Source organism: Pelotomaculum schinkii, assembly GCF_004369205.1.
In the GTDB taxonomy this organism is placed as follows: Bacteria; Bacillota; Desulfotomaculia; order Desulfotomaculales; family Pelotomaculaceae; genus Pelotomaculum_C; species Pelotomaculum_C schinkii.
Window position 1 is genome coordinate 1,086,435 of record NZ_QFGA01000002.1, and the last position, 26,450, is coordinate 1,112,884.

Genomic DNA, 26,450 nt, shown 5'->3' on the forward strand with positions numbered 1-26,450 from the left:
GTTCATAGTTAGTATAACTCAAGGGACGCATTTCAACCTTGGTGTTTTCCATACCCTGTCTCCGCAGGAAAGGCAGGTTATGACGGATTTTTATATCCTTTATTATTAAAGAATATCGCCAGATCTCGCGAGTCAACAACGTGGCCCGGCATTGCTATATTTTACCCCTTTATTATCAACATCTTTGTGTTAATTTTCAAATGATTCAGGTTACAACTTAAAATATTAACTGCAATTACAGTTGTGTTTGCAATTTAATCGTTCTTTGTGGTTGTTAAATAATGCACAAGGAAAGCGTTACCAAAGGCGACGGCAAATATGTTTTTTGAAATATTGGTTATATTGTATAAGTGCAGATATAATTTTAGCGGCAACGGCTTTTTCTTCCGTTGCCGCTAAAATAATCATAATGTTTCTTTTAGCTCACTTTTTAATTCGCGGCGTATGGCAAGGTTGTTATTAAGCTCCGCAACCGCAGCCACAGCCAGCTTCTTTTTCTTTCTTTTCTTTTAAGGCCTTGAGGATCATTTCCGGAGTAATCGGCACTTCGTAGAACCTTACACCGATAGCGTCATAGATCGCGTTGGTAATCGCCGGGAAGGTCGGCTGAACGGCGCCTTCACCGGTTTCCTTAACTCCAAACGGCGCGGTCGGGTCGTAGCTCTCTACCATATTGGTGTCCATATCCGGCATTTCCATGAAGGTCGGGCACTTGTAGTCGTGGAAGTTGGGGTTCAGGTGCTTGCCGTTGGCGTCAAACTTCATATCTTCGTAAAGGCATGCGCCCATGTTGAACACGATGGAACCTTCCACCTGGCCATCCACGGCCATCGGGTTAATCGGTTGACCCACGTCGCCAGCCTCGGTTACCTTCCTGTCATATACACGCCCGGTTTCCGTATCCACTTCCACCTCATGGATCTGGCAGCTGAAGCCAAATGTGGGAGAGTGGCCGATGTTGGCGCCCTGCACCCGGTTGCCGGTGATGATGTCAATGCCTTTGCGCCGCGGCGGCGAGAAATGCCCGACCGCACTTAAAGCGCCAACGGAGTTGACATATTTTTGCACCACTGTTGCCCAGTCGATATTGAACTTGGGCTCGAACATGGAATAGATCTTGCGGTCTTTAATGGTTAACTGGTCAGACCGGCAGCCAAGCAATCCGCCGGCCATTTCTTTAAGCTTGAAGTTGATTTCTTTGGCCGCTTCCAGGATGGCATAACCGGAAGCATAGGTTAAACGGCTGGCAAAACTACCCAAGTCGAAGCTGCCGATTTCCGTGTCACCTAATTGAACGTGCACGTCTTCAAAATGGATGCCCAACGCCTCAGCCGCCATCTGGGCCATGGCAGTAATGCAGCCCTGGCCGATTTCGGCAGCCGCGCAAAGCAGGGTCACGCCGCCCTCGGTGTCTACCTTCAGCGTTACTGAGGTATGGGGCTTGTATGACTGGTAGAGGGTATAGGCGGTACCGGAAATGTAATAGCCGCCGGCCAGGCCGATGCCTTTACCGAAAGGCAGCTTGCCGTGTTTTTCCAGGTAGCCCGATTTTTCTACCGCGGTCTGCAGGCATTTCTTGTACTCGGTGTGCGGCACGTACATGTTGTTGATGGCGGTATAGCCTGACTCAACGGCGTTCTTCATCTTCAGTTCGTACGGGCTGATCCCCATCATTTCAGCCAGCTCGTCCAACATGCACTCCATGGCAAACCTGGGCTGAACGCCGCCGAGACCACGCTGGGCGCCGCAGCTGGGCTTGTTGGTAAAAACGTTCCTTACATGGGTACGGGCATTGGGCACTTTGTAGGGCAGGTGCACCATCGACGCGGTGTAGAACATCACCACGACGCCCCAGCCTGCGTATGCGCCTTTGTCCATAGTATTGTCAAATTCTACAGCTTGGATATAACCGTCTTTGTCCAGACCGATTTTCCATTTCATGTAGCATGGGTGCCGGCCTTTGCTCGTGAAGAATACTTCATCACGGTCGTAAGTTACTTTGACCGGCCGGCCAATCTTACGGGACAGAAGGCAGGCCACAAATTCCGATGAGGCTGCCTCGCCCTTGCCGCCGAAACCGCCGCCCACTGCGGGGAGCGTAACCCGGATCTTGCTCATGGGCATTTCTAATACGATGGACATCTGGCGGTGCAGGTAGTGCGGAACCTGGCTGCTGGCCCACAGGTGCAGCTGGCCGCTCTGGGTGTCATAGCTGGCCAAGGCGGACATCGGCTCGATATAGCCGTGCTGCGGCCGGCCGGTTTTGAATTCTCTTTCTAAAATGTACTCGCACTTTTCAAAGGCTTTGTCCACGTCGCCGTAGATCTGCTCACCTGTGTGCAGGAAGTTGCCCGGTTTATCTTCATGAATCAGTACTTCATCTGCGCGCGCCATAGACTCAAAGGGATCCAATAACACCGGCAGGGGCTCGTATTCTACTTCAATCAGGTCGCAGGCGGCCTCAGCGGTCTCTTCATCAATGGCGGCAACAGCGGCCACGCCTTCACCATAAAAGCGAACCTTGTCTACGGCCAGAGCGGTCTCGTTGGCCGACTGGGGCACGATACCCCATTTGTTGGGAGCTTCGTCTCCGGTGAGTACTGCCAGTACTCCCGGCAATGCCAGCGCCTTGCTGCAGTCGATCTTTTTAATTTTGGCGTGCGCGTATTCCTTGCAGCGCTTAATTTTCCCATACACCATACCCGGCAGCACCATGTCGGCGGTATAAATCGCTTCACCTTTAGCCTTGGCCGGGCCGTCTATCCGCGGAAAGCTTTTTCCTATCTGGGTGAACCTTCTCTCATCCAGATATGAAGGTTTCCCTTCACGTACATAATTTTCTCTCTTATCCCAGGCTCCCATTACTTCACCCCCGTTTCAGAAGCTACTTCAATGGCTTCGATAATTCTCTTAAAACCGGTACAGCGGCAGATGTTTCCGGACATCTCGTGCTTGATGTCATATATGCTGGGCTTGGGATTCCTGTTCAGAAGCCCGGTGGCCGACATGAGCATGCCCGGTGTGCAGAAACCGCACTGGATCGCGCCATGGTTGACAAATGCCGCCTGAAGCGGGTTCAGTTCGCCGTTCGGCAGGGCCAGCCCTTCTACAGTGGTAATCTTCTTGCCGTTGCAGGTGATTGCCAGCGTGATGCAGGACAATACGGGTTTGCCTTCCACCAGCACGGTGCACGCCCCGCAGTCGCCCATCCCGCAGCCTTTCTTGGTGCCGGTGAGTCCTACTTTTCTCCTGATTACATCAGCCAGCAAGTCCCTGGGGCTAACAGCCAGATCATAAACCCGGCCATTTATATCCAAGCTTATCAGTTGTTTCATCACTTACACCTCCTGAGCGGCGGCAAACGCCTCTTTGAGTAGTCTGCGGGCCAGCACCCCTACGATTTCGCTCCGGTATTCCTCGGAGGCCCGGATGTCGGTAATCGGCTTCGCTTCGCCCTGAGCCGCTTCAGCCGCTTTCGCTGCTAATTCATCGCTAAATTTCTGCCCGGTCAGGAGTGCGGGAACTGCTGTGGATACCAGCGGTTTGATGAAAACCGAGCCCATGACCAGTTTTACACTCTTGACAGTCTTTTTGTCAGCTTCCAGTTCAAGGGCGACCGCCATGTTGACACAGTCAATTTCATTGGCGTCCCTGGCGCCCATATAGGCATATTTGGCTACCAACTTCGGAGAGGGTTCCGGCAGCTTAAACTTGGTCAGGATCTCGCCTTCCTTGAGGTCGATCTTTCTGACACCCTGGATGAACGCTTCCAGTGGCATTTCCCTTTCACCGGCAGCGCTGCTGACTACAACCGTAGCGCCATAAGCTACCAGGGGTGTGGGGGTCTCGCCGGACGGAGATGCGTTACAGCTGTTGCCGCCGATTGTGCCCATGTGCCTCACCTGGGATGAACCTAGCTCTCCTGCCGCATGGGCAAGAGCAGGGTATTTTTCCTTCACTATCTCAGAATACTGAATCTCTGCAATCTTTGTGGTCGCGCCGATTTCCATACCTTTACCCGGCTCATATTTGATGCCTTTAAACTCTTCAATGTTGTTGATGTCAATGAGGTATTCCGGGCTTATGATTTTGTCTTTCATCAATACCAGCAGGTCTGTGCCACCGGCAAGAATCCTGGCCTTGCTTCCCAGACGACTCACCACTTCAAATGCTTCCCCAGGCGTCTTGGGAGCCAAATACTCAAAGTTATTCATATACATCTTTGCAAGCCACCTCCTTCAAATACTTTCAGCTACCCATCGATAACCGCTTTCTTCACTTCTTACTGCAGAAAATTCTGATGTCGCTTTCTTTGGCATTCCCCCTTTATTTATTCAAAAAATTAGGATAAGACACTACCCATTGCCACAGATACGTATTACTTATTTTTGTTATTTTCCACATTTTAGTTAGCATATTAACTATATAAAATAATAATATAATCTATAGCACTATAAACATTAAAAAAACAAAAAAAATTGAAAATGAATCAAATATATCCAACTAGTATAGACTATAGTAGTATGCCAAAAAAATATTAATATACATACTATAATTATTATGTTAAAAATAACACTTTCGATTGCACCCCACAACTTTATACAGCGTTACCATTAACACAATTTATTAACAGCATAAAACTTATTTATGCTGTTATACATGACAATATTTTTTATTACATTGTATAGTACTATATTTAAAAAATCAAGTTCAATTTTTTGTCCGAAAAGTCATGTGTATTTTAAAGATATTGCTTCTATATTAAGCCCAGGGCATTTATGATTTTCATCACAACCGGTGTTCCTTTATGCAGCAGAAATGTTTCAAGAGAAAAAATCCTGTTCCTACCGGTTTTAGATAAATTACACTGTTTGCATTAGAGTGAGTAACTAGGTTTTGTTCATAGTAGGCATCACTCAGGGAACATACTTCAACCCTGGTGTTTTCCTACCCTGTTGACAGGTATTGCGCAAGGAATCAGTCACTGAAGGAGCGGCAGACCCGTCTTGGCGACCGTCTTAAAAGCAGGCTTAAAAAGCTTTCACGTTATAACTGAAAAGATATAATTTTAGCGGCAACGGGTTTATCTTCCGTTGCCGCTAATTAATCTCTACAGTATGAAAATCGGTCTGGACAAAGACGGTTTTTTCACTGTAGATTTTCAAAAACAATATAGGCGTTGAGTCTTACACAGTCTTGGGTTGACCATATGCCGGGAAAAATAACCCGGCGTATGGTCATATTCACTTAGCTATGCAGGAGAGTCAGCTAACATTTAGCTTCTTTTTCTTTCTTTTCTTTTAAGGCCCGGAGTACCATTTCCGGAGTAATCGGTACCTGGTAGAACCTTACGCCGATAGCATCGTATACCGCGTTGGTAATAGCCGGGAACGTAGGCTGAACGGCGCCTTCGCCTGTTTCCTTGGCTCCAAAGGGAGCTGTCGGGTCATAGCTGTCTTTTAATGTGTTGATGGACATTTCCGGCATTTCCATAACAGTCGGCATTTTATAGTCGTGGAAGTTCGGGTTCAAGTGTTCGCCGGTTTTGCTGTCTATAACCTGGTCTTCATAGAGAGCCGACCCCATGTTATACACAATGGAACCTTCCACCTGAGCGTCCGCATGCATGGGGTTGATCATTGTGCCCATGTCACCGGATTCGGTTACCTTCTTCACGCGGATACGGCCGGTTTCCGTGTCAACTTCGACTTCGTGTACTTGACAGCTGAAACCAAAAGTGGGGGAGTGACCGATATTGGCGCCCTGGATTCTGTTGCCGGTTACGATATCAATCCCTTTGCGCCGCGGCGGGGAGAAGTGCCCGATACCTACCAGCGCTCCAACGGTGTTGATGGCCACCTGAACTACTTTGTCCCATTCTATGCTGTATTTTCTTTCATACGTAGAAAAGATCTTATGGTCTTTTATTACTAAATGGTCAGCCCGGACACCCAGCATACTAGCTGCAATTTCTTTGAGCTTCTGGTTGATCGGCTCGGCTGCTTGCCTGATAGCGTGTCCGGTGGCGTAGGTTAACCGGCTGGCAAAAGTACCCAGGTCGAAACACCCGATTTCCGTGTCTTGCGACTGGATGTGGATATCTTCAAAATAAACACCCAGAGCTTCGGCAGCCATCTGTGCCATGACGGTGTTAACGCCCTGGCCGATATCGGTGCACGCGCAGTGCAGGGTTACTCCGCCCTCGGTATCAATCCGAAGCAACACTGTAGTATGTGGTTTGTAAGAAGGGTAGAGGGTATAAGCTGTGCCGCTGATGTAGTTACCGCCGCCAAGTCCGATACCTTTGCCGAAGGGCAGTTTGCCGTGCTTTTCAAGATAGCCTGATTTCTCCACGACGGTCTGCAGGCATCTCTTATACTCGGTGTGCGGCACGTACATATTGTTGGCTGCTGTATAGCCTGAAACACAAGCATTTCTCATCCTCAGTTCATACGGGCTGATGCCCATCATCTCAGCCAGCTCGTCCAGCATGCACTCAAAGGCAAACTTAGGCTGCACCCCGCCGAGACCACGCATGGCGCCCATGGGAGGCTTGTTGGTATATACGTTTCTTACATAGGAACGGGCGTTGGGCACCTTGTAGGGCAGGTGGATCATGGACGCTGTGTAGAACATCACCACGACACCCCAGCTGGCATATGCGCCCTTGTCCAGGGTATTGTCAAATTCACACGCCAAGATATTGCCGTCTTTGTCGAGACCGATTTTCATCTTCATGTGGGCTGGGTGCCGGCCTTTATTGTTGAAGAATACTTCATTGCGCTCAAAGGTTACTTTGACCGGCTGGCCTGTCTTTCTGGAAAGGAGGCAGGCTACAAACTCATTCGAGCATGCTTCGCCCTTGCCTCCGAAACCGCCGCCAACCGTGGGTATGGTAACCCGGATCTTGCTCATGGGTATTTCTAAAACGTTTGACATCTGAACATGCACATAGTGGGGAACCTGATTGCAGGTCCATACATGCAGTCTACCGGTTTGTGTGTCATAGCTGGCCAGGGCGGACTGCGGTTCAATAAAGCCCTGGTGAGGCATGCCGGTTTTGAATTCTCTTTCTAAAATATATTCACACTGGGCAAAGGCCTTGTCCACGTCGCCGTAAATCTGATCCCCCTGGTGACATATATTGCCAGGCTTATCATCATGGATCAGCACTTCATTTGCCCGCGCCATGGATTCAAACGGATCAGTTAAAACTGGCAGGGGCTCGTATTCCACTTCAATTAAATCAAGGGCGGCCTCGGCGGTTTCTTCATCAATGGCGGCAACAGCGGCCACGCCTTCACCCCAATAGCGGACTTTATCTATAGCCAGTACAGTCTCGTTGCAGTTATGGGGCACGATACCCCATTTGGTGGGAGCTTCGTCTCCGGTGAGGACTGCATAAACCCCCGGCAGCGCGAGCGCTTTGCTGCAATCAATCTTTTTAATTTTCGCGTGCGCGTATTCTTTGCAGCGTTTGATTTTACCGAATAGCATACCCGGCAGCACCATATCGTCGGCATAAACCGCTTCACCTTTTGCTTTGACAGCGGCATCTACCTTCGGCACTTTTCTTCCCACCTGGGAAAACCTTCTCTCATCCAGATATGAAGGTACTCCTTCACGTACATATGATGATTCGCCTTCGGTTACTTCGATTTCTCTTTTATCCCAGGTTTGCATTTACTTCACCCCCTGTGCGGACATGGTTTCGGAAGCCATTTGAATAGCTTCAACGATCCTCTTGTAGCCTGTGCAGCGACAAAGATTTCCTGATATGGCAAGCTTGATTTCCTCCAAGGTGGGCTTGGGATTTTTGTCCAGGAGCCCTTTTGCCGACATGAGCATGCCAGGCGTGCAGTAACCGCACTGGATGGCGCCATGGTTGATAAATGCCTCCTGAAGCGGATGGAGTTGGCCTCCCTGAGCAAGCCCTTCAACAGTTGTAATTTTTTTGCCGTTGCAGGTAATCGCCAGCGTGAGGCAGGATAATGTGGGTTCTCCGTCTACCAGGACCGTGCAAGCGCCACAGTCGCCATTCCCGCAACCTTTTTTGGTGCCGGTAAGACCTATTTTTTTCCTGATCACATCAACAAGCAGGTCCCTGTGGCTGACAACCAGATCATACACACGGCCGTTGATTTCTAATGCAATCTGCTGTTTCATCACTTACACCTCCCGAGCGGCGGCAAACGCCTCTTTGAGTAACTTGCGAGTCAGATTTCCGACCATTTCGTTACGGTACCACTCGGAGGCCCGAACGTCGGAAATCGGCATCGCTTCGCCCTGAGCTGCTGCAGCCGCTTTTTCTACTAATTCATCACTGAATTTCTGCCCAATCAGGAGGGCAGGAACTGCTTCGGATACCAAAGGCCTTATGAAAACCGAACCCATGACGAATTTCACATACTTTACAGTCTGCTTGTCATTTTCCAGTTCCAAATTGACAGCCATATTGACACAGTCAATTTCCAGGGCGTCCCTGGCGCCAGCATAGGTATAGCGGCACACGGAGTTGGGAGAAGGTTCGGGCAGAATAAACTTGGTTAGAATCTCTCCTTCTTGGAGGGCGAGCCTTCTGACGCCCGTAATGAAATCCTCCAGCGGCAATTCCCTATCTCCGGCTGCGCTGCTTAAAACGACTTTGGCGCCATAAGCTACCAGCGGGGTGGGTGTTTCGCCCGACGGTGAAGCGTTACAGCTGTTACCGCCGATTGTAGCCATGTGCCTTACCTGATTACTGCCAAGCTGGCTTGCTGCATAAGCAAGGGCGGGGTATTTTTCTTTCACTATTTCCGAATACTGTAATTCCGCAATCTTTGTGGTAGCGCCGATTTCCATACCTTTACCAGGCTCGTACTTGATGCCTTTAAACTCTTTAATGTTCTTGATGTCAATCACGTATTCCGGGCTTATTACCTTGTCTTTCATCAACACGATCAGGTCTGTGCCACCGGCAAGGATCCTAGCCTTGCTTCCCAGACGGCCTACTAATTCAAACGCTTCGCCAGGCGTCTTGGGAGCTAAATACTCAAAGTTATTCGTATACATCTTTGTAAGACACCTCCTTCTTATCCTTTCCACTACTCATGCGTTACCACTTTCTCGACCTCTTGCTGCAGGAATCTCTCTTGGTGTTTTCTTGGGCATGCCCCCTTTATTTGATTCAACACCAGGGAAGCCTTCTAGTTAACCCGTTGCCTGTTTCCCTTGGAAGTCATAGCATTAATTATTGAACCAACCCTCGGAAATAAGGCAATACGAAACCAGCCCAGGTTTATCTATTGTTTACAGCAACCCGGCATTGAAAAATAGTTAGCTCGTTTTTAATCAAGCTGCAAATTCGACCTTGACTTTTTCATTGTCCAGTTATACAATCATACGGTCGATATGTTGTAACTGGATACCAAAATCAGTCTTTGCTGAGATCTCCCCTAAAACCGTTTAGGGCACTTTGTAAAGTTTATTTTTTGTTTTATTCAACGCTTCGTAGTTTAGAGAAAGCGTTCAGCTAGTTAATACCCGTTAATCATCACCTCGATCATGTGCAGCATCGGCATCAGCAACGTCGTAAAACGACGTAAGCATGCGGTTTTTTGGTATGTCCAGTGCAAAAGCAGGTTCCAACTGACCGGAGAAGGGGCTTTCATCTAGCGGAACCACTGCTAAATTTTGTCCTGGTCCCGATAGATAAGAAGTCTAGATAAGAATAATTTCCTTTAGTGACACGTTTCTATCAACAAAAAAGGAGCGTCTGGTGTTTTAAGCTCATCAGAGGCGTGTTGATTTATTGTCTTGTCGCAGACAAGATTTAGGTCATCACAGGCGGCAAGGATTCGTTAAAACAGCTTATCTTATTTGTTCGATTTTTATTTAAGCGTTTTTTTGTTTTCAGAGTTTTCCAAGAATGTGTTGATCAATTCAGTGCGGCAGTGTACTGGTAGTTATGATGTATTTTATTGTGAAGTGCTTTTTAAGGAATCCTGTAAAGTCTATGACTTTAATCGCCGTAACTGGTGGCAGTATAGTTATGCAAAGTATTGGGCTGGTTAGTTTCGAAAGCTAATAACATGAGGACACTGTCCTTCGGAATGGTTTGTTTGCCCACTCACAAATTCCAGATAAAGGATCGGTGTTGCTCTTTTTTTTTGCTGTTTTTTTCAAGATTTATTGGTCTAAAGCCACTCAATTATTAGGTTCTACTGTACCTGAGTTAACATAGTCCATAGTAATATCATTAACAGCTGGGAATAACATCTAAAACATACTAAACTAATACAGGCTATAGTAGTATACTAAAAAAATAATAATGCTGTAGAATAGAACCATCATGTTACAAAAATCACTTTTTATCGCAAAAAAATAATTATACAATTGCTCTCGTTCATTAATATAACTTATTGACATTAAAATTTACTTCTTCTTTTATGAGCGTATGTCAATAACTATTTATTCCATTGTATAGTACTATATTTAAAAAATCAAGTTCATTTTTGTTTGTAAATGGGTATGCTTGGCCATATGTAGTTATTTAACTTAAATAACTCATTAAAGCTAACCATAACAGTCCCTTTCTCTTCTTTTTGGACAATATCCCAATTTGCCTAAAAGTTTTTTTACATACGGTCATAATAAAATGAGATCGGAGTGAGTTTAGTGATTGAAGTAATGTTTCCTAATTTTTACAGATCGAAAAATTGACCACAAAGAGACAATACTCTTCGAATTAAAACCCTCGTCAATAGGATCACCAACATTAAGGTATCGGATTTAATCTTTACGTTTTCAAAATTTTAAAAAGTCTGACGTTACTAAATACAACAATTTGTTTTTTATAGTATTAAAGGTTAAACCACAAGAAAACACATCCCTATCCTGGCATAATATAGTTGCCAAACACAAAACCAGGCCAGGATAAACGGATGTTTTTCTGATTTTATGGATATTTATAAAAAAGCGATTTCGACATCAATTGCTACAAATGTCTGGTTTTAAACTATTTATTTTTTAAACAACCTATTATATAATATAACAAGTATATATTCTAATATATACTACTTTAGTTTGTGCTAGTATGCTGTGTTTAACTAACGTACTTCCTTATGTCAAAGGAGGAATAACATGAGAATTGCGGTTCTGATGAAACAAACTTTTGACACTGCGGCAATAATCAGTTTGGATGCCAATGGGCAAATTGAGCGCCAGGGTGTCAACCTGATTATCAATCCCTACGACGAATTTGCCGTTGAAGAGGCTCTGCGGCTTAAGGAGAAGCACGGCGGGGAAGTTACAGTCATTTCGGCAGGAGCGCCGGAAACCCAGGACGCCATGCTCCAGGCCCTGGCCATGGGGGCCGATAAAGCAATACTGGTTACTGACGACAATATGGCCGGCAGCGACGAATATGCCGCCGCTCTGGTACTGTCCAAAGTCCTGGGCGGCCTGGAGTTTGACCTGTTGCTGGCGGGCTGGCGCGCTGTTGATGACGGTTCCGCTCAAGTGGCGGTAAGAGTGGCCGAATTGCTTGGCTTGCCCCAGGTAAATGTTGTCACCAGTCTCACCATTGAGGACGCCAAAGCTGTTGCCACCAGGGATATTGAAGGCGGCAGCGAGGTCGTGGAGGTCCCCCTGCCGGCCTTGATTACCGCCCAAAAGGGCCTCAACGAGCCACGCTACCCTACCATGCGGGGGATCATGCAGGCCAAGAAAAAACCTTTCCAAAAGCTTTCTTTGTCCGAACTCGGCCTTGATGCCGCTCAAATAGCGCCAAAAGTGAAGGCGATTTCTTATTTCCTGCCCGCGCCCCGGGCCGCCTGCAAGCTTGTGCCCGGCGAAGCGCCGGAAGCGGCGCGTGAATTATGCCGTATCTTACGGGAAACAGCCAAAATTATCTAAGGAGGGAAAAGCCACATGGCAAAGGGTATCTGGATTTTTGCAGAGCACCGTGATGGAAAAATAAAAAAAGTAACCCTTGAACTGTTAAGCGCCGGCCGCAAGCTTGCAAAAGAGACCGGTGAAGAAGTGAGCGCCCTCCTTTTCGGCAAAGGAGTTTCCGGTTTGGCTTCCACGCTGGCAGAATATGGCGCCGATAAAGTCTACCTGGCTGATGACGATATGCTGGCCCAATATACTACCGATGCCTACAGCAAGGCGCTGAGCGACCTGATTATGGAAAAAGAGCCTTCCCTGTTGTTGATTGGCTGCACCGTGCTGGGCCGCGACCTGGCCGCCAGGGTGGCCCAGAAAGTAAAGACCTGTCTTATGTCCGATTGCACCGGCGTGGAACTAAGCGGCGGGCAGCTTGTCTTTGTGCGTCCGGTTTATGCCGGCAAGGCTTTCGTAAAGGCGGTATGCCCCGAGCTAAAGCCCGTGATGGCTACGGTTCGCCCCAATGTGCTCATTGCTGACGAGCCGCGGGCCGGGCGCGGCGCTGAAGTGGTAAATGTAGCTGTTTATCTGGAAAAAACAGACTTAAGGCAGGTTATCAAAGAGGTTGTGATGCAGATTTCCACCCGTCCGGAACTGACCGAGGCCAATATTATCGTTTCCGGCGGCCGCGGTATGAAGGGGCCGGAAAACTATAAAATTCTGGAGGAACTGGCTGATGTCCTGGGTGCGGCGGTGGGCGCTTCCCGGGCCGCTGTCGACTCCGGCTGGATTCCCCAAAGCTTTCAGGTAGGCCAAACCGGCAAGACCGTTTCACCTGCCTTGTATATTGCCTGCGGTATTTCAGGCTCAACCATGCACCTGGCCGGGATGAGCTCATCCAAATGCATCGTGGCCATTAACAAGGATCCCGAGGCGGACATCTTTAAGGTAGCGGACTACGGCATCGTTGGCGATTTGTTTGAGGTGGTGCCTCTCCTCACCGAAGAGTGCAAAAAACTATTGGCGTCATAAAGAAAATCCCAGCCACTATTGACACAAACGGCTATCAGTAGCTGAAAAACATTAATAAAAGGTGGTAGTGATGCAAGTGGGTGAATTCATTAATAAACGAATTACTGAAACATCCAATAGTTTTTTGGTTTATGACGACAATTATGGTTGGATCGACGTCACCACATATCTCGATAACCTCAATAACTTCATACAGAAATTAAGGGAAAGCATAAATGCTGCGCATCAAAACGATTAATAATATTAAGTCAACTTTGTGGGACATTATAGTTAGGAGGATAAAGTGCTTTCACGAGAGTTATTTTGGGGAATAGAATCAGGATGGGTAACTTATTTGCTAGGCGCCCTGGTGATAGCAATTTTAGGCTACCTTTATCACTTTAAGATAGTTAGGTGGCGCTCTGGGCAAGAGGAAAAAGCAAGCATTAACTGGAAGGATCAGACCCTCCAACTGCTCCGTAATATGCTTAGCCAGCGCTTATTGGATGATCAAAAAACCTGGGGTATCATGCATATTTTTGTTTTTTATGGTTTTATCATCCTTTTTTTGGGAACCTGTACTTTGATGATAGACAGCCATATTGGCCATTTTCTATTCGGAAATACGTTTGTTATCTTTAAATTAATTCTTAATACCGCAGGGCTGCTTGCCATGATAGGCATCGTGCTGTTGTTTTTACGTCGTTATATGTTAAAAACGGCTAAAGGTGAGAACAATATTAAAACCTTACTGTCGCTGGTATTACCCTTTCTGGTCCTAATTACCGGTTTTTTAGTCGAGGGAAGCAGGTTGGCGATAAATACCGGAGATAATTACGGGTGGCAGTTTTGGGCCTTCCCGGTTTACCCGGTAGTAAAATTGGTGGAGCCACTTGGCCGGGATGCTGCAACTACGGCGCATGTCCTGTCCTGGTGGACACACATGTTTATTTCCTTTTTAACAATAACAGCCCTGGCCTGGACAAAGTTGTCCCATATTGCGCTGGTTCCACTAAATTTATTTCACCAGGCATTGCAAGCTCCAGGCCGCTTAAGGGAAATTGAACTATCGGAAGATTACTTCGGAACGGAAAATTTGAGCGGCTTTACCAGAACGCAACTTATTTCCATTGATGCCTGCGTAAGCGCGGGACAGTGTGAAATTAACTGTCCTGCTTTTAATAGTGGGAAAGCACTCTCACCGCGGACAATTATGGAAAAAATGCAGAAAATCAGCAACTCCGAAACCGCCCTGGTAGGAGACATCATCACAGAGGAAGAATTATGGGCCTGCACCACCTGCGGAGCGTGCCAGCAAAAATGTCCTGTTCTGTCTAACCCTGTTGAAAAGATTATTGATTTAAGACGTTACCAGGTGATGGCCTTAGGTAACATGCCCCAAACCTGGCAGGGCGCGTTAATGAGTTTACAAAGACGCGGGCATCCCTGGAATGCAGCCACCCGTTCGCGACTGGACTGGGCCAAAGGTCTGGATGTGCCTGTTGCAGCTGAAAAGAAACAGTTTGATGTGCTTTTTTGGGTTGGCTGTACAGGTGCCCTGATAGATAGAAATATAAAAGTTTCACAAGCAATTGTTAAGCTATTGCAGTATTGCGGTATTGATTTTGCGATATTGGGTAATGAGGAAAGCTGTACCTGTCATATGGCCAGAAGAGCAGGTGACGAATACTTATACCAGGAAATGGCTGAAAAGAACTGCTCGGTATTAAACCAGTATGCCTTTAATACTATTATCACTGCCTGTCCACATTGTTACCATACCTTGAAAAATGAATATGCGTTACCCGATGTCCAGGTTTTAAGCCATGCTGTTTACCTGCGGGAACTAATTGAAAAAGGCCTGCTGAAAATTAAAACCGCAGCCCATCCGGAAAATACAACCTATCACGATCCCTGTTATTACGGTAGAATGAATGGTATCTATGAACAACCCAGAGAGCTATGTAAACTGGCAGGCGCAAATCTAATAGAAAATGAAAAATCAAGGGAGAAATCCTTCTGCTGTGGCGGCGGTGGCGGCGGTATATGGTTGGATGACAAACCCGGAGCCAGAATTTTTGAAACCAGGGCAAAGCAACTGCTAGAGAAAGGCAATATTGAAACCATTGCTACAGCATGCCCCTTCTGCATCACCATGCTGGAGACTGCTGTAAGCAACCTGGAAGCCGACAATGTAAAAGTGAAGGATATTGCAGAGTTGCTGGCAAACCAAATACAAGACCGTTAAAGAACGACAGAATCAGACGTTGGCGTTGCCTGGAGTGACTGATAACAGCTTAATGCTGTGGGTGCGATTGATTTCGCGCCCGCATATTAAGAAAACTCTTCTATACTATTTCGGCTATGAAACAGGGGTATGAAAAGGAACCATTTTTAAGGAGTGATTATAATGCGTTATGAGGGCGCAATTTTTCGTCCGCCAAGTGAAGCGTCAAGTCTGATATTACAAATATCTGTCGGGTGCTCTAACAATACCTGCACCTTTTGCAGCGCTTACAAAGACAAAAAATTCAGGATAAAAAGCTGGCAGGAAATTGAATCAGATATTATATCGGCTAATAAATACAAAAAACACGTTAATAGAATCTTTCTTGCCGACGGCAACGCCCTGGCGCTTGATACCAAACTCCTGATTAGGACTATGGAGCGTTTATACAACGATTTTCCGTTATTGGAACGCATAGGGATCTATGCCGGCGCCCAAGATGTTTTGAAAAAACAGCCGGAAGAATTAAGGGAACTCAAAGAAGCAGGACTGGATATCGTTTACTTCGGGCTGGAAAGCGGCAGCGACAAGATCCTCAGACTGGTCAGAAAAGGTGTTACAGCCGCTAAAATGGTGGAAGCCTGCCGCAAATTAAAGGACGCCGGTTTAACATTGTCCATCACAGTTATCAGCGGACTAGGCGGCACGGACCTGACTGAGGAGCATGCTTCAGAAACAGCAGCTGTTATAAGCGCCATTAATCCTGATTACCTGAGCACACTGACCTTGATGGTGGTGGAAGGTACGCCTCTTTATGACCAGGTCCAACGCGGGGAATTTAAACTGATGACACCAATTCAGGATCTTCAGGAACTTAAATTAATGCTGGAGAAAGTGACTCTTACAAACTGTACCTTTAGAAGTAATCACGCCTCAAATTATCTGCCGCTTAAGGGTGTCCTGAACCGGGACAGGCAAGCTCTGCTCTCGCTTCTGGAAAAAGCCCTGTCTACTCCAGATATGTTAAGGCCGGAATACCTGCGCGGCCTATAACTATCCTCGCAAGCCTTATATTGAAGAAGATTTTTATGCTCTATAATATAAAGAAAAACAGGAATAAATAAAGGTTGCAGGAGCTTAATAAAGCTTCTTGCAACCTTTATTTTATTTCCTCTCATAGCTTTTATAATTTTAATAATTATTCCTGGCGACTTCAAAAGTATCAGGTTTCATCACTTCTCAACTGGGATTTTCGGCCTATCATCCCCACAAAGTTGTATTATATTATATATTACTATAAGCTATAGTAATTATCTTAAAATATATTACTATAGCTTATTAACTATAGTAATATATTTTTACTGTTCTCCCAAAGATACTTCATCGGCAGCATTTTTTCTGGTGATTCCGGCAGCATCCTTTTTCAAATACAGGCACACAACCGGCCAAATCTTCTATTTTACAACGCTGCCACCAGCTATGCCTTAGCCGCTAAAGCGGCCTCCTGATTTTTTTTAGTCTTCGACCGCACGACTAGCGTCAATACGATACCTAAAACACTACAACAAGCGGCAATGATAAAGGCAATTGTGTAATCTCCGTTGTGAGACGCTTTAACTGTAGCAGCCGTCATCGGACCAAACAAACCGGCAATAGCGAAACCTGAAAACATAATCCCGTAGTTGACACCATTGTTTTTCGACCCGAACATATCAGCGGTAAGAGCAGGGAAGATCCCCATAATCCCGCCGAAGCAAAGGCCTACAAGCATTGCTGCGATAAGGAATGCCGCATAGGAGGAGATGCCGGTCAAAGCAAACACAGCTACTCCGCTGATGATATACATGATCGTAAGCGCAACGTAGCGTCCGATTTTGTCTGATATCCAGCCCCAGAAGATACGTCCTGCGGTATTGGCCAGGGCTATCATGCTAACAGCCACAGCCGCTACCGCCGGCGTCACTTTAATGACTTCCTGGGCAATCGGCGAAGCTTGACTGATAATCATCAAACCGGCGAAGGCACCCGCGGTAAGCATAATCAACAGCACGTAGAACATGGGGTCCGCCAGCATTTGGTTCCAGTTTTTATCCTCACCGGAAACTGTCGAGGTGGCGGTCGGCGCCGGCGGGTTCCAGCCTTCCGGCTTGTAACCGGCGGGCGCAGTCATAACAAAGAATGATCCTACAACAATGATGATAAAGTAAGCAATACCCAAGGTCCTGAAAGTTGCCAAGATGCCCTGACTGGCAATCAGCGCGTTAGCCAAAGGCGGCACTAGAATTGAGCCTGCCCCGTATCCGGCAGTCGCTATACCGGAAACAAGACCCCTTTTATCAGGGAAGAACTTGACAGTGTTGGCTATGGTACAAGAATAAATAGCCCCCATGCCTAAGCCCATTAAAACACCGTATGACATATACAGCCATGTCACCGACGTGGTAAAGCCGGTGAGGAAAACACCGCCGGCAAACAGGAAAGCTCCGCCAACAATGACCCACTTCGGCCCGAATTTATCCTGCATTCTTCCGCCTAAAATCATGGTGACAGGTCCGAAAGAGTTCGAAATGGTAAATGCCAGCGTCGCTGCAGCAGCTGTACAACCTAATAAAACGACCATCGGTTTGGCAAAAACGCTCCAGGCGTAACCAGAGCCGATACAAAGGTTGATAGCAACGCTGGCTAACAAAACAAACCATCTTTTAGTTTTTAAGTCCATGAATAAATAATGCCTCCTTAATAATGTCTAGACTGAATGCATACCTCATTTGCTACTTGGCAACTTTCTCAAACAACTCCGATCTCCACCCTATTAAGTTTTAGCCGTGTTTTTGTCGGCCACCCCCTTAAATTAAATGTTAAGTAAAGCGGTCCACGTAAAATAATTCAGGTATGCATTTTAATTACCGGCCGCTTTTAATCAACTAGTGAGTTTCTTAACGAGAATTTGCAATAGATCATATTTATAAAGAAAGTCACAAACATTTTGACTATTATTTTCCACTTAAAATGCATTTTATCAATAAAAATAATACCTTTATTATTCAGGTTGGCGCTAACGCCTCAATGGCGATACCCGACATTGATACAATGAGCAATATTAATATTTTTGATATTACTATTATCCATAGTAACTATCTTAAAATATATTACTATAGGTAATACTATAGTAATATATTTTTACTTCTATTTTTCACCAGGGTAAACCATAGACACCACTATTTTTTTGGGACTCCGGTTATACGCATTTTCAAAAAATACATTAACCGGTAACATTCTGCAACATAAAGCTATTAACTATGCCTTAGCGGTAGCTTCCTGCATTTTCTTCGACTTGGATCTAACCACCTGCGTCAGCAATATACCGACAATGCTGATGACAGCGGCAACGATAAAGGCGGTTACGTACCCGCCGCTCGACGCTCTAACACTAGCGGCCGTCATCGGACCAAGATACGCGGCAATGGCAAAACCGCTGAACATAATTCCATAGTTGACACCGTTGTTCTTCGGTCCGAACATATCAGCAGTAAGAGCAGGAAAGATTCCCATAATACCGCCGAAGCACAGGGCTATTAACATAGCCTCCACCACGAACAGCGAATAGCTGGGAGTTGCAGTCAAAGCAAAGACTGACACTGCGCTGATGATATACATGATCGTAAGGGCATTGTAGCGTCCAATCACGTCTGAAACCCAGCCCCAGAACAATCGTCCTCCGGTATTGGCCAGGGCAATCATGCTCACCGCCACAGCGGCTACTGCTGCCGTTACTTTAGTCGTTTCTTGAGCAATTGCAGAAGCCTGGCTGATAATCATCAGACCGGAAAAGGCGCCGATCATGATCATCAGTAACAGCACATAAAAAATGGGGTCGGACAGCATTTGTTTCCAGGTTTTATCAACCCCCGAAACTGCCGAACCGGCACTGGGGGCAGGGGGGGTCCAGCCTTCCGGTTTGTAACCTGGGGGCGCTGTCATAACAAAGAATGAACCCAATGCGATGATGATAAAATAGGCGATCCCGAGTGTCCGGAAGGTAGCCATGATACCCATACTGCTAATCATTGAGTTTGCCAGCGGCGGCACTACAATCGAGCCTGTGCCGTAGCCGGCAGTTGCCAGGCCTGCCACCAGGCCCCTTTTATCCGGGAAGAACTTGACTGTATTGGCAATCGTGCACGAATAAATCAAGCCCATGCCAAGACCCATCAAAGTACCATACGACAGGTAAAGCCATGTGGTTGAAGTGGTAAAACCGGTCAGGAACACGCCTCCGCCAAATATGAAAGCCCCGACAAATATGACCCATCTCGGACCAAATTTGTCCTGGACGCTCCCACCGATGATCATTGTGACAGGACCAAATAAGTTCGAAATGGTAAATGCCAGCGTCGCTGCAGCGGCAGTGACTGCGACACCGGTAACAGACGATAAATGCGCGACCATTGGCTTGGCAAAAACGCTCCAGGCATATCCGGAACCGATACAAAGGTTGATAAGAACACTGGCTATCAAAACAAGCCATCTTTTAGTTTTTAAGTCCATGAATAATGCCTCCTTATAATGTTTTACTTACCGGATGCATACCGCATGTCCCACTTGGATATTACCATTGAACGACTCCATTATCCTTGCACCCTATTCAGTTTTAGCCGTTTTTTCGTCAACCACCTCCTTAAATACCTAATATAAAGAATGGCGGTGCGCACAACAAAAACTAAGGGGATGCAGTTTAGCGGCCAGCCACTCTTAATCAACTAGTAAGCCTCATGAAATTTAAATAAGTGCTCAGCGCAGCAGGCTGCCCGCTATAATCTTCTGCGGATATTCATTGGAACTGTCGAAAATGATTGCGCCTTTCACATCACGTAAAAGCCTTTCGACGATCATATCTCTGCCGTAACCATAGCCGCCGTGAATTTGCAGCGCATTCATGCAGACGTCTACACCGGCTTTTGCCGCAAACATTCTGGTCATAGCCGCTTCCCGGGCATATGGCTTGCCTTCATCAATTAGAGCCGCAACCCTGTAGGTCGCCACCCGGACCAGGTGAACATTCATGGCCATCTCCGCCAACATCCACTGTATCGTCTGCAAGCGGGCAATTGGTCCGCCAAATTGAACACGTTCTTTGGCATAGTTTATTGATGCGTCAAGCGCGGACTGGGCAATGCCAATAACTTGCGCGGCAGCTGCCACACTGCTGTTGGCAAGAATGCCCATATAAATCTCATATCCCTGATTTTCAGCGCCGAGCAGGTTTTCCTTGGGCACCTGTACGTTGTCAAACACTATTTCTGATGTCTGCAAAGCGCGCAAACCCATTTTCTCAATCTGCCTGCTGATGGTTAACCCGGGAGTACCCGCGTCGACTATAAAGGCGCTCAGTCCCTTCATACCAGCGTCAGGATTGGTTAAAGCAAAAACAATGTACACATCGGCTACGCCGCCGTTGACGACATAATATTTCTTGCCGCTTAACACATATTTACCTCCGGCAAAGCCGGCCGTAACCTTATCCGGACCCTCAGCAGGCGCGGCGCCCGGCTCGTACATTGCAAAACCGCCCAGTTTCTCTCCTGTACACATATCCGGCAAATATTTTTCCTTCTGCTCTTGGTTGCCCCACTCAAAGATTGCGTTGGCAGCCAGCGAACAGTGTGTGGCCAAAATTGCTCCTGTTGAAGCGCAGGAGCGGGACAATTCTTCAACCATCAAAATGTAACTGAAAAAATCCGCCCCCGCTCCGCCATATTCGACGGGAAAAAACATGCCCATGAAGTCAAGCGCCGCCATTGCTTTAATTGTTTCAGCAGGATAAAGCCCGGAACGGTCTATTTCAGAGGCCTGCGGTTCCAGTTGCTCCTTGCCGTAATCCCGGGCCATTTTTTTAATCAACTGTTGCTCTTCTGTTAAATTGAAATCCATAGCACTCTCCTACTTTGACAGCACTTAGTGCCCGGTTCCTTTAAGCAGCGCGCCCGCGATAACGACCCTCTGGACCTGGTTTGTTCCTTCGTAAATGGACAGGATCCTGGCGTCACGCCAAACCTTTTCAATATACGCGTCTTTGGTATAGCCGTAGGAGCCCATGATTTCCATGGCATCTCTTGCGACCTGCATAGCCATATCGGTGCAGAACAGTTTTGTCATAGCGGAATGCTTCGAATAAGGCTGGTGAGCGTCTTTTAATACAGCGCCCCGGTAAACAAGCTGCCTGCCGGCTTCGACGGCAGTGGCCATGTCCGCCAGTTTGAACGCTGCCGACTGTTGGGCCGACAACGGCTTACCATTATCCACGCGCCCTTTTACATATTCGACGCATTCATCAAGAGCTCTTTGAGCGACCCCGACAGCCTGGGCAGCCACCATCAAGCGGCCGGAATCCAGCGACATCATGGCCAGCTTCATACCGTCACCTTCATTGCCGAGCAAATGCGAAGCAGGTATTCTAACATTTTCCAATATCAATTCCACCGTGTTGGAGGCTCGAATTCCCATTTTATCTTCAACTTTACCGGCGCTTAAGCCCGGACGATCGCGCTCTACTATAAAGGCGCTCAGCCCCTTAGCTCCCTTGCATTTGTCCGTCGAAGCAAACACGATATAGGTGGCCGCCACCCCGCCTTGTGTAATAAAGCACTTAGTACCGTTCAAAACATACTCGTTCCCTTCCCGCCTGGCAGTGGTAGAAACAGCGCCCGCGTCAGATCCGGCGTTCGGTTCAGTCAGGGCAAAAGCGCCATAATTACCTTCCAGCAGGGGACCAAAGTGCTTTTTCTTCTGTTCCGGGTTTCCAGCCAATAAGACCGTATATGAGCAAAGGTTGTTTGCCCCTAAAGCAGTGGCTGTCCCAAGGTCGGCATAGCCAAGCTCTTCCAAAATCATGGCGCAGGTTACAGTATCCAGCTCAGGCCCGCCAACTTCTTTCGGCGCAACCAGGCACGCCAATCCTTCTTCCTTCCACGCTTTCAAAACTGACATCGGGAGTTCGCCATTAGCGTCGACGTCCCTGGCAATTGGATCAATATACTTTTTCACAAAAGTGCGGACTTTTTTTTGCAATTCAAATTGTTCAGGTGTATAGTCAAACATCCGGTTCATCAACTTTCACTTTTTGATCGTTGTTGGATAATTGGTTATACCTGTATTGACCGCCCTTGATATGAAGCCTTGCACCCTTGCTTTTTAAGGTCCTTGGACGGCAAGACAACCTTTCTTGTCTTGCCATCCAAGCCTTTTCGTACTTCACATGCGAGACAAGACCTTACCCATCAAATAGCGAGTAGTCTTAGTTTTGTTTTTCTTTATTAAATTATTTTACTTTTACGTCCCAAACAGCCTTTAAGCCGCCGTTGCCCCAAACAGGCTGGAAGATTTCAGCAGGCATCAATCTAGGGCCTCCTGCCGGGATGATCGGAGTGAATTCCATCTGATCCAGAATATCCTTCTGAAGATCTACGCCCGGCGCGATCTCAATCAACACCATGCCTTCCAAAGTCCTTTCAAATACGCATCTTTCAGTGATATAGAGCAGCTTCTGACCATTCTTAGCAGCTAAGTTGGCGTCAAAGGTCAACTGTAAGCATTTCTTTACGAACTTCTTCAGTTTGCCTTCGCTCTTAATAACAAGTTTGCCGTCTTCAACAGTTTCCTCTAAGCCCTTGGCAGTGAAAGTACCGATGAACAGAGCAGTATTAGCGCCTGCAGTGATGTTGGCAAATCCGCCCACGCCGAGAGTTACGCCGTTTAAGAATGAAGTGTTGATTGAACCGTCTTCCTGCGCTTCGGATAATCCGAATACACCGAAGTCCAAACCTGTTCCGTCAAACCAATCGAAATGCTCGCCCTGGTCTACCGAAGCTTGCACATTCCAGTGGCATCCAAAGTCAGGACCGCCGCCCGGAACGCCGCCCACAGAACCGGATTCGGAAATCATGGTGATTTCATCCATAACGCCTTCTTCAGCCATTACGCTGCCGCAGAAGGTAGGCAGGCCAATACCAAAGTTGCACATCCAACCGGCCTGCGCTTCCATGCAGGCTCTCCTTACCATTACTTTCTTCGGGTCAAGAGGCATCGGCTTTAAGCTGTCGCTTAGAGGAACTTTGATCCTTCCTGTGAGACCGTACCAGTAATTAATCTTTTGCTTGCCGTGGGGCCATAAGCCGTGAACGATGTTTTCGGGCTGTTCGGCGACCACTATATAGTCCACTAAGTTACGGGCAACTTTTACCATTTTGGGATCCAAAGACCCCCCCTGCGCCAGACGCTCAACCTGAACAATCACTTTTCCGCCATTCGCTTTTACTGCCCGCGCAACGGCGGATAATTCGAGGTTATAAACCTCATTTTCAATCGTAACGTTACCGTTTTCGTCAGCCGTAGTAGCCCTGATTATACCCTTCGTGTAAGGCAATCCCCTGTAGTAGAGATATTCCTCTCCGTCAAAATCAGGAATGTACTTGATAAATTGTTTATTTTGAGCCTTTAATTCCTCTGTAATCTTCCTTGCGCTGGGGTTTAAGCACCCTGCGTCAACACGTTCGTCCATGAAAGTACCCAGACCAACCTTTGACAGAACACCCGGCATGCCCCTGCCCTGTTCTCTGTACATCTGCAGCATTGTTCCCAAAGGCATATACCACGCGGGCAGTTTATCGTCCTGGATTAGCTTGGCGATTTTGGGAGTAGTGCTTTCATGCGAAGAAATATCCCACTTCAACATACCTTCGTGTGCGAAGCAGTCCGCCGGTATGCAGCCCGCGGCATGAAGATGGACCATGTCACGGGGATGGCCTGTCTCCACGAAACGTTTCTCGATAGCCTGGCCGATTTCTTCCGGCCATACCATTCCGAAACAGGCTGACAGAATTATGTCCCCGTCGGCGAACAGTTCCGCTGCCTCTTTAACAGTAATTACTTTTGCCAATTGACATCTCTCTCCTTATTTTTCTAAATTTAGCACGGAAACAGGATTCCTATATTCATGCAAACGTTCTGAATTCCCTTGTGGTTCTTCGCTATATTGGGCAGGACTTGGTATGGTATCGAAGAACCTCTTTGAGAACACCGTAAGCATAAATACCCATTTGTGAGGAGAAACACCAAGCTCCGAATTCCTTTACTGTAAGTCTGATACCAACCTCCCGGCGCATAGTTCTCCAAGCAGTTGGGTCTTGTATTCATGAATCAAGAGGCAACTGACACACTGCCTTCACTAAAGCACATATCTCCCGGCACGTCATTGCATATCATCATTATGGATTAGACCCCAACCATGTAGGTTACATATAAAGGCATAGAATATACCGGTTTTACTTTGCAGTGATAATTATGGGATTACCCACAGCGATTTCAATATGGCGTTCTTGACATGGAGCGCCCTCCCATTTGAAGGCCTAGCCTGTTGTTCTCCATGTCAAGTGCCTATGCTGCGTTTCGATAACGGCCTTTGATTCAATTCAACAAAAGCACTTTTTCACTCAGGCAAAAAGCAAAGAACATTATCCTTCAATAATCTTCTTTAATTTACCTTCGCCGAATACTTCACTGAAAATCCCAGCATCCATCAGTTTCAGATCCGGTGAAATGATCGGTTTAAATTCCATTTGGTCCAGCACGTCTTTTTGCAAATCAATGCCAGGCGCGATTTCAGTTAATACAAACCCGTCATGGGTAAGTTCAAAGACAGCCCGCTCGGTAATAAACATGACTTCCTGGCCTATTTCCCTGGCATATGGCCCGCTGAAGGAAATTTGCGCAACCTGGTTCAGGAATTTCTTAAACTGGCCTTCCTTTTCAATGGTCAGTTTGCCGTCTCCAGCCTTGACTTTCAGTCCGCCGGCAGTGAATGCGCCCGCCATAATCGTCTTTTTAGCGTTCGTGGCAACGTTAATGAAGCCGCCGACCCCGAAAACCTTACCGTTGAACACGCTGGCGTTGCAGTTGCCTTCCGGATCCGTTTCAGCCAGACCAAATACAGCGATGTCAAGGCCGCCGCCGTCATAATAATTGAAATGGGTAGGCTGCTCAGTCGATGCTTCAGCGTTCCAGTGGCTTCCAAAATCTCCACCCACACCAGGGATGCCGCCGATGCTGCCGGACTCGGACATAAGGATGACTTGGCTATCGGCTTTTTCCTCGGCAATGATACTGGCTACACCTTGCGGGATGCCGATACCCAGGCTGATCGCGCCCGGGCGCACTTCCATGGCTGCCCGCCGGCAAATAAGTTTGTCCGAACTCATGGGCATGGGAGGAATACTTTTCATGGGCACTTTTACTTCGCCTGAGAATGAAGGGTTATATACCGTAACCATGGTCTGCATTTGAGTTTTTTCTGCAACTACAACATAGTCTACAATGGTGCACGGAACTTTGACGTGTTTGGGATGCATTGTCCCATTCTTGACTATTCTCTCCACCTGAACTATAACGATACCGCCACATGCCTTAGCCGCCTGGGCTATCGACATTAATTCCAGGTTCGGGCCTTCCTTTTCACACGTGATATTGCCGTGTTCGTCTGACGAGGTAGCTCTCAAGAACGCTACATTAACAGGGAAAGGTTTATACCACAGCCATTCTTTCCCGTCCAGTTCCTTGACTTCAATGAGTTTTTCCCACTCGTCACGGGTTTTTTGATTGAAAGCACCGCCGTCCATGCGCGGGTCGATGAAGGTCCTCAACCCTGCCTGACTGAAAACGCCGGGGCCTCTTCTGGCGATATCATTGTAACATTGCAAAATAACTCCGAGCGGGAAATTATAAGCTAAACATGTATTACTGGCGATATGATCCATAACCTGGGGTTCTGAGCCGGCATGTGAAATGATGTATCTTTTGGTCATCCCCTCGTGGGCCCAGTGTCCGCCGCCTCTACCCTGGAAGTTGCCTGCGCCGCCGGCATGGATATGAGTCAGATCCCTTGGGTGTCCGGTTTTCAAAAACCGCTCCTCAAGAGCCAGCGCGATTTCTTCGGCCCAACCAGCAAGGCCGAAGGAAGATGACGCAACATAGTCACCGTCCTTAAAGAGTTCCGCAGCCTGTGCAACAGTGATAAATTTCGCCATACTCATCATTCTCCTTTAGTTATTTTCGTTAACTTATGTTAACATTGAAAATATCTTCGATTTTTCTACCATACGCCGGTATAGAATAAACCGGCGTATGGTATGTCATCCACTAAGCTCCGCAGGAGATCACAGCTAGCAGCCAGCTTCTTTTTCTTTCTTTTCTTTTAAGGCCTTGAGGATCATTTCCGGAGTAATCGGCACTTCGTAGAACCTTACACCGATAGCGTCATAGATCGCGTTGGTAATCGCCGGGAAGGTCGGCT

At 47.2% G+C, this 26,450-nt stretch carries 16 protein-coding genes; 4 read left to right on the forward strand and 12 right to left on the reverse strand.

Translation table 11 applies throughout. The features are described 5' to 3' along the window. Positions 1 to 459 precede the first annotated feature (459 nt). The 6 genes from Psch_RS15995 to Psch_RS16020 all read right to left on the reverse strand — a co-directional run bounded on the left by Psch_RS15995 (position 460) and on the right by Psch_RS16020 (position 9,051). Positions 460 to 2,862: a xanthine dehydrogenase family protein molybdopterin-binding subunit gene (locus Psch_RS15995; RefSeq protein ID WP_190258800.1), complete on the reverse strand. Its 2,403-nt coding sequence runs from the start codon at positions 2,860 to 2,862 to the stop codon at positions 460 to 462. Then, positions 2,862 to 3,335 (reverse strand): (2Fe-2S)-binding protein, encoded by a 474-nt coding sequence (locus Psch_RS16000; RefSeq protein WP_190258801.1) that lies wholly within the window; start codon positions 3,333 to 3,335, stop codon positions 2,862 to 2,864. The genes Psch_RS15995 and Psch_RS16000 overlap by 1 nt, the downstream gene beginning before the upstream one ends. A 3-nt stretch (positions 3,336 to 3,338) precedes the next feature. Next, the gene (locus Psch_RS16005; protein ID WP_190258802.1) at positions 3,339 to 4,220 is read right to left on the reverse strand and encodes an FAD binding domain-containing protein; all 882 of its coding nucleotides are present in this window, start codon (positions 4,218 to 4,220) and stop codon (positions 3,339 to 3,341) included. Between the two features lie 1,048 nt (positions 4,221 to 5,268). Next, complete coding sequence (locus Psch_RS16010) at positions 5,269 to 7,683, reverse strand: xanthine dehydrogenase family protein molybdopterin-binding subunit (protein ID WP_190258803.1); 2,415 nt, start codon at positions 7,681 to 7,683, stop codon at positions 5,269 to 5,271. Then, a complete protein-coding gene (locus tag Psch_RS16015) occupies positions 7,684 to 8,166 on the reverse strand; it encodes a (2Fe-2S)-binding protein (protein WP_190258804.1) in 483 nt (160 codons plus the stop codon). Positions 8,167 to 8,169: 3 nt separating this feature from the next. Further along, entirely contained in the window at positions 8,170 to 9,051 is an 882-nt protein-coding gene (locus Psch_RS16020) for an FAD binding domain-containing protein (protein ID WP_190258805.1), read from the reverse strand. A 2,070-nt stretch (positions 9,052 to 11,121) separates the two neighbouring features. Between Psch_RS16020 and Psch_RS16025 the strand changes: the two genes are divergently transcribed. The 4 genes from Psch_RS16025 (at position 11,122) to Psch_RS16040 (ending at position 16,159) form a co-directional block, all read left to right on the forward strand. Next, entirely contained in the window at positions 11,122 to 11,895 is a 774-nt protein-coding gene (locus Psch_RS16025; protein ID WP_190258806.1) for an electron transfer flavoprotein subunit beta/FixA family protein, read from the forward strand. 15 nt (positions 11,896 to 11,910) lie between these two features. Next, positions 11,911 to 12,900 (forward strand): electron transfer flavoprotein subunit alpha/FixB family protein, encoded by a 990-nt coding sequence (locus Psch_RS16030; protein WP_190258807.1) that lies wholly within the window; start codon positions 11,911 to 11,913, stop codon positions 12,898 to 12,900. A gap of 283 nt (positions 12,901 to 13,183) precedes the next feature. Beyond that, the gene (locus Psch_RS16035) at positions 13,184 to 15,127 is read left to right on the forward strand and encodes a heterodisulfide reductase-related iron-sulfur binding cluster (RefSeq protein WP_190258808.1); all 1,944 of its coding nucleotides are present in this window, start codon (positions 13,184 to 13,186) and stop codon (positions 15,125 to 15,127) included. 162 nt (positions 15,128 to 15,289) lie between these two features. Next, positions 15,290 to 16,159: a radical SAM protein gene (locus tag Psch_RS16040; RefSeq protein ID WP_134220228.1), complete on the forward strand. Its 870-nt coding sequence runs from the start codon at positions 15,290 to 15,292 to the stop codon at positions 16,157 to 16,159. A gap of 424 nt (positions 16,160 to 16,583) precedes the next feature. Here Psch_RS16040 and Psch_RS16045 read toward each other — a convergent pair whose 3' ends face one another. From Psch_RS16045 to Psch_RS16070, 6 genes are all read right to left on the reverse strand, one after another. After that, positions 16,584 to 17,825 carry an L-lactate MFS transporter gene (locus Psch_RS16045; RefSeq protein ID WP_190258809.1) on the reverse strand — a complete coding sequence of 414 codons (1,242 nt, stop codon included), beginning with the start codon at positions 17,823 to 17,825 and terminating at the stop codon, positions 16,584 to 16,586. 578 nt (positions 17,826 to 18,403) lie between these two features. Beyond that, complete coding sequence (locus Psch_RS16050; protein WP_190258810.1) at positions 18,404 to 19,654, reverse strand: L-lactate MFS transporter; 1,251 nt, start codon at positions 19,652 to 19,654, stop codon at positions 18,404 to 18,406. A gap of 243 nt (positions 19,655 to 19,897) precedes the next feature. Further along, positions 19,898 to 21,037, reverse strand: coding sequence for an acyl-CoA dehydrogenase family protein (locus Psch_RS16055; protein ID WP_190258811.1), 1,140 nt, complete (start codon positions 21,035 to 21,037; stop codon positions 19,898 to 19,900). Between the two features lie 24 nt (positions 21,038 to 21,061). Beyond that, positions 21,062 to 22,213 (reverse strand): acyl-CoA dehydrogenase family protein, encoded by a 1,152-nt coding sequence (locus Psch_RS16060; RefSeq protein ID WP_345789089.1) that lies wholly within the window; start codon positions 22,211 to 22,213, stop codon positions 21,062 to 21,064. 211 nt (positions 22,214 to 22,424) lie between these two features. Next, a complete protein-coding gene (locus tag Psch_RS16065) occupies positions 22,425 to 24,041 on the reverse strand; it encodes a CoA-transferase (RefSeq protein WP_190258812.1) in 1,617 nt (538 codons plus the stop codon). A gap of 574 nt (positions 24,042 to 24,615) precedes the next feature. Continuing rightward, positions 24,616 to 26,184: an acyl CoA:acetate/3-ketoacid CoA transferase gene (locus tag Psch_RS16070; protein WP_190258813.1), complete on the reverse strand. Its 1,569-nt coding sequence runs from the start codon at positions 26,182 to 26,184 to the stop codon at positions 24,616 to 24,618. Positions 26,185 to 26,450 lie beyond the last annotated feature (266 nt).

Coding starts and splice junctions, on each gene's coding strand:
- Psch_RS15995 (WP_190258800.1), bottom strand. CDS start 2,862: ATGGGAGCCTGGGATAAGAGAGAAAATTATGTACGTGAAGGGAAACCT.
- Psch_RS16000 (WP_190258801.1), bottom strand. CDS start 3,335: ATGAAACAACTGATAAGCTTGGATATAAATGGCCGGGTTTATGATCTG.
- Psch_RS16005 (WP_190258802.1), bottom strand. CDS start 4,220: ATGTATATGAATAACTTTGAGTATTTGGCTCCCAAGACGCCTGGGGAA.
- Psch_RS16010 (WP_190258803.1), bottom strand. CDS start 7,683: ATGCAAACCTGGGATAAAAGAGAAATCGAAGTAACCGAAGGCGAATCA.
- Psch_RS16015 (WP_190258804.1), bottom strand. CDS start 8,166: ATGAAACAGCAGATTGCATTAGAAATCAACGGCCGTGTGTATGATCTG.
- Psch_RS16020 (WP_190258805.1), bottom strand. CDS start 9,051: ATGTATACGAATAACTTTGAGTATTTAGCTCCCAAGACGCCTGGCGAA.
- Psch_RS16025 (WP_190258806.1), top strand. CDS start 11,122: ATGAGAATTGCGGTTCTGATGAAACAAACTTTTGACACTGCGGCAATA.
- Psch_RS16030 (WP_190258807.1), top strand. CDS start 11,911: ATGGCAAAGGGTATCTGGATTTTTGCAGAGCACCGTGATGGAAAAATA.
- Psch_RS16040 (WP_134220228.1), top strand. CDS start 15,290: ATGCGTTATGAGGGCGCAATTTTTCGTCCGCCAAGTGAAGCGTCAAGT.
- Psch_RS16045 (WP_190258809.1), bottom strand. CDS start 17,825: ATGGACTTAAAAACTAAAAGATGGTTTGTTTTGTTAGCCAGCGTTGCT.
- Psch_RS16050 (WP_190258810.1), bottom strand. CDS start 19,654: ATGGACTTAAAAACTAAAAGATGGCTTGTTTTGATAGCCAGTGTTCTT.
- Psch_RS16055 (WP_190258811.1), bottom strand. CDS start 21,037: ATGGATTTCAATTTAACAGAAGAGCAACAGTTGATTAAAAAAATGGCC.
- Psch_RS16060 (WP_345789089.1), bottom strand. CDS start 22,213: ATGAACCGGATGTTTGACTATACACCTGAACAATTTGAATTGCAAAAA.
- Psch_RS16070 (WP_190258813.1), bottom strand. CDS start 26,184: ATGGCGAAATTTATCACTGTTGCACAGGCTGCGGAACTCTTTAAGGAC.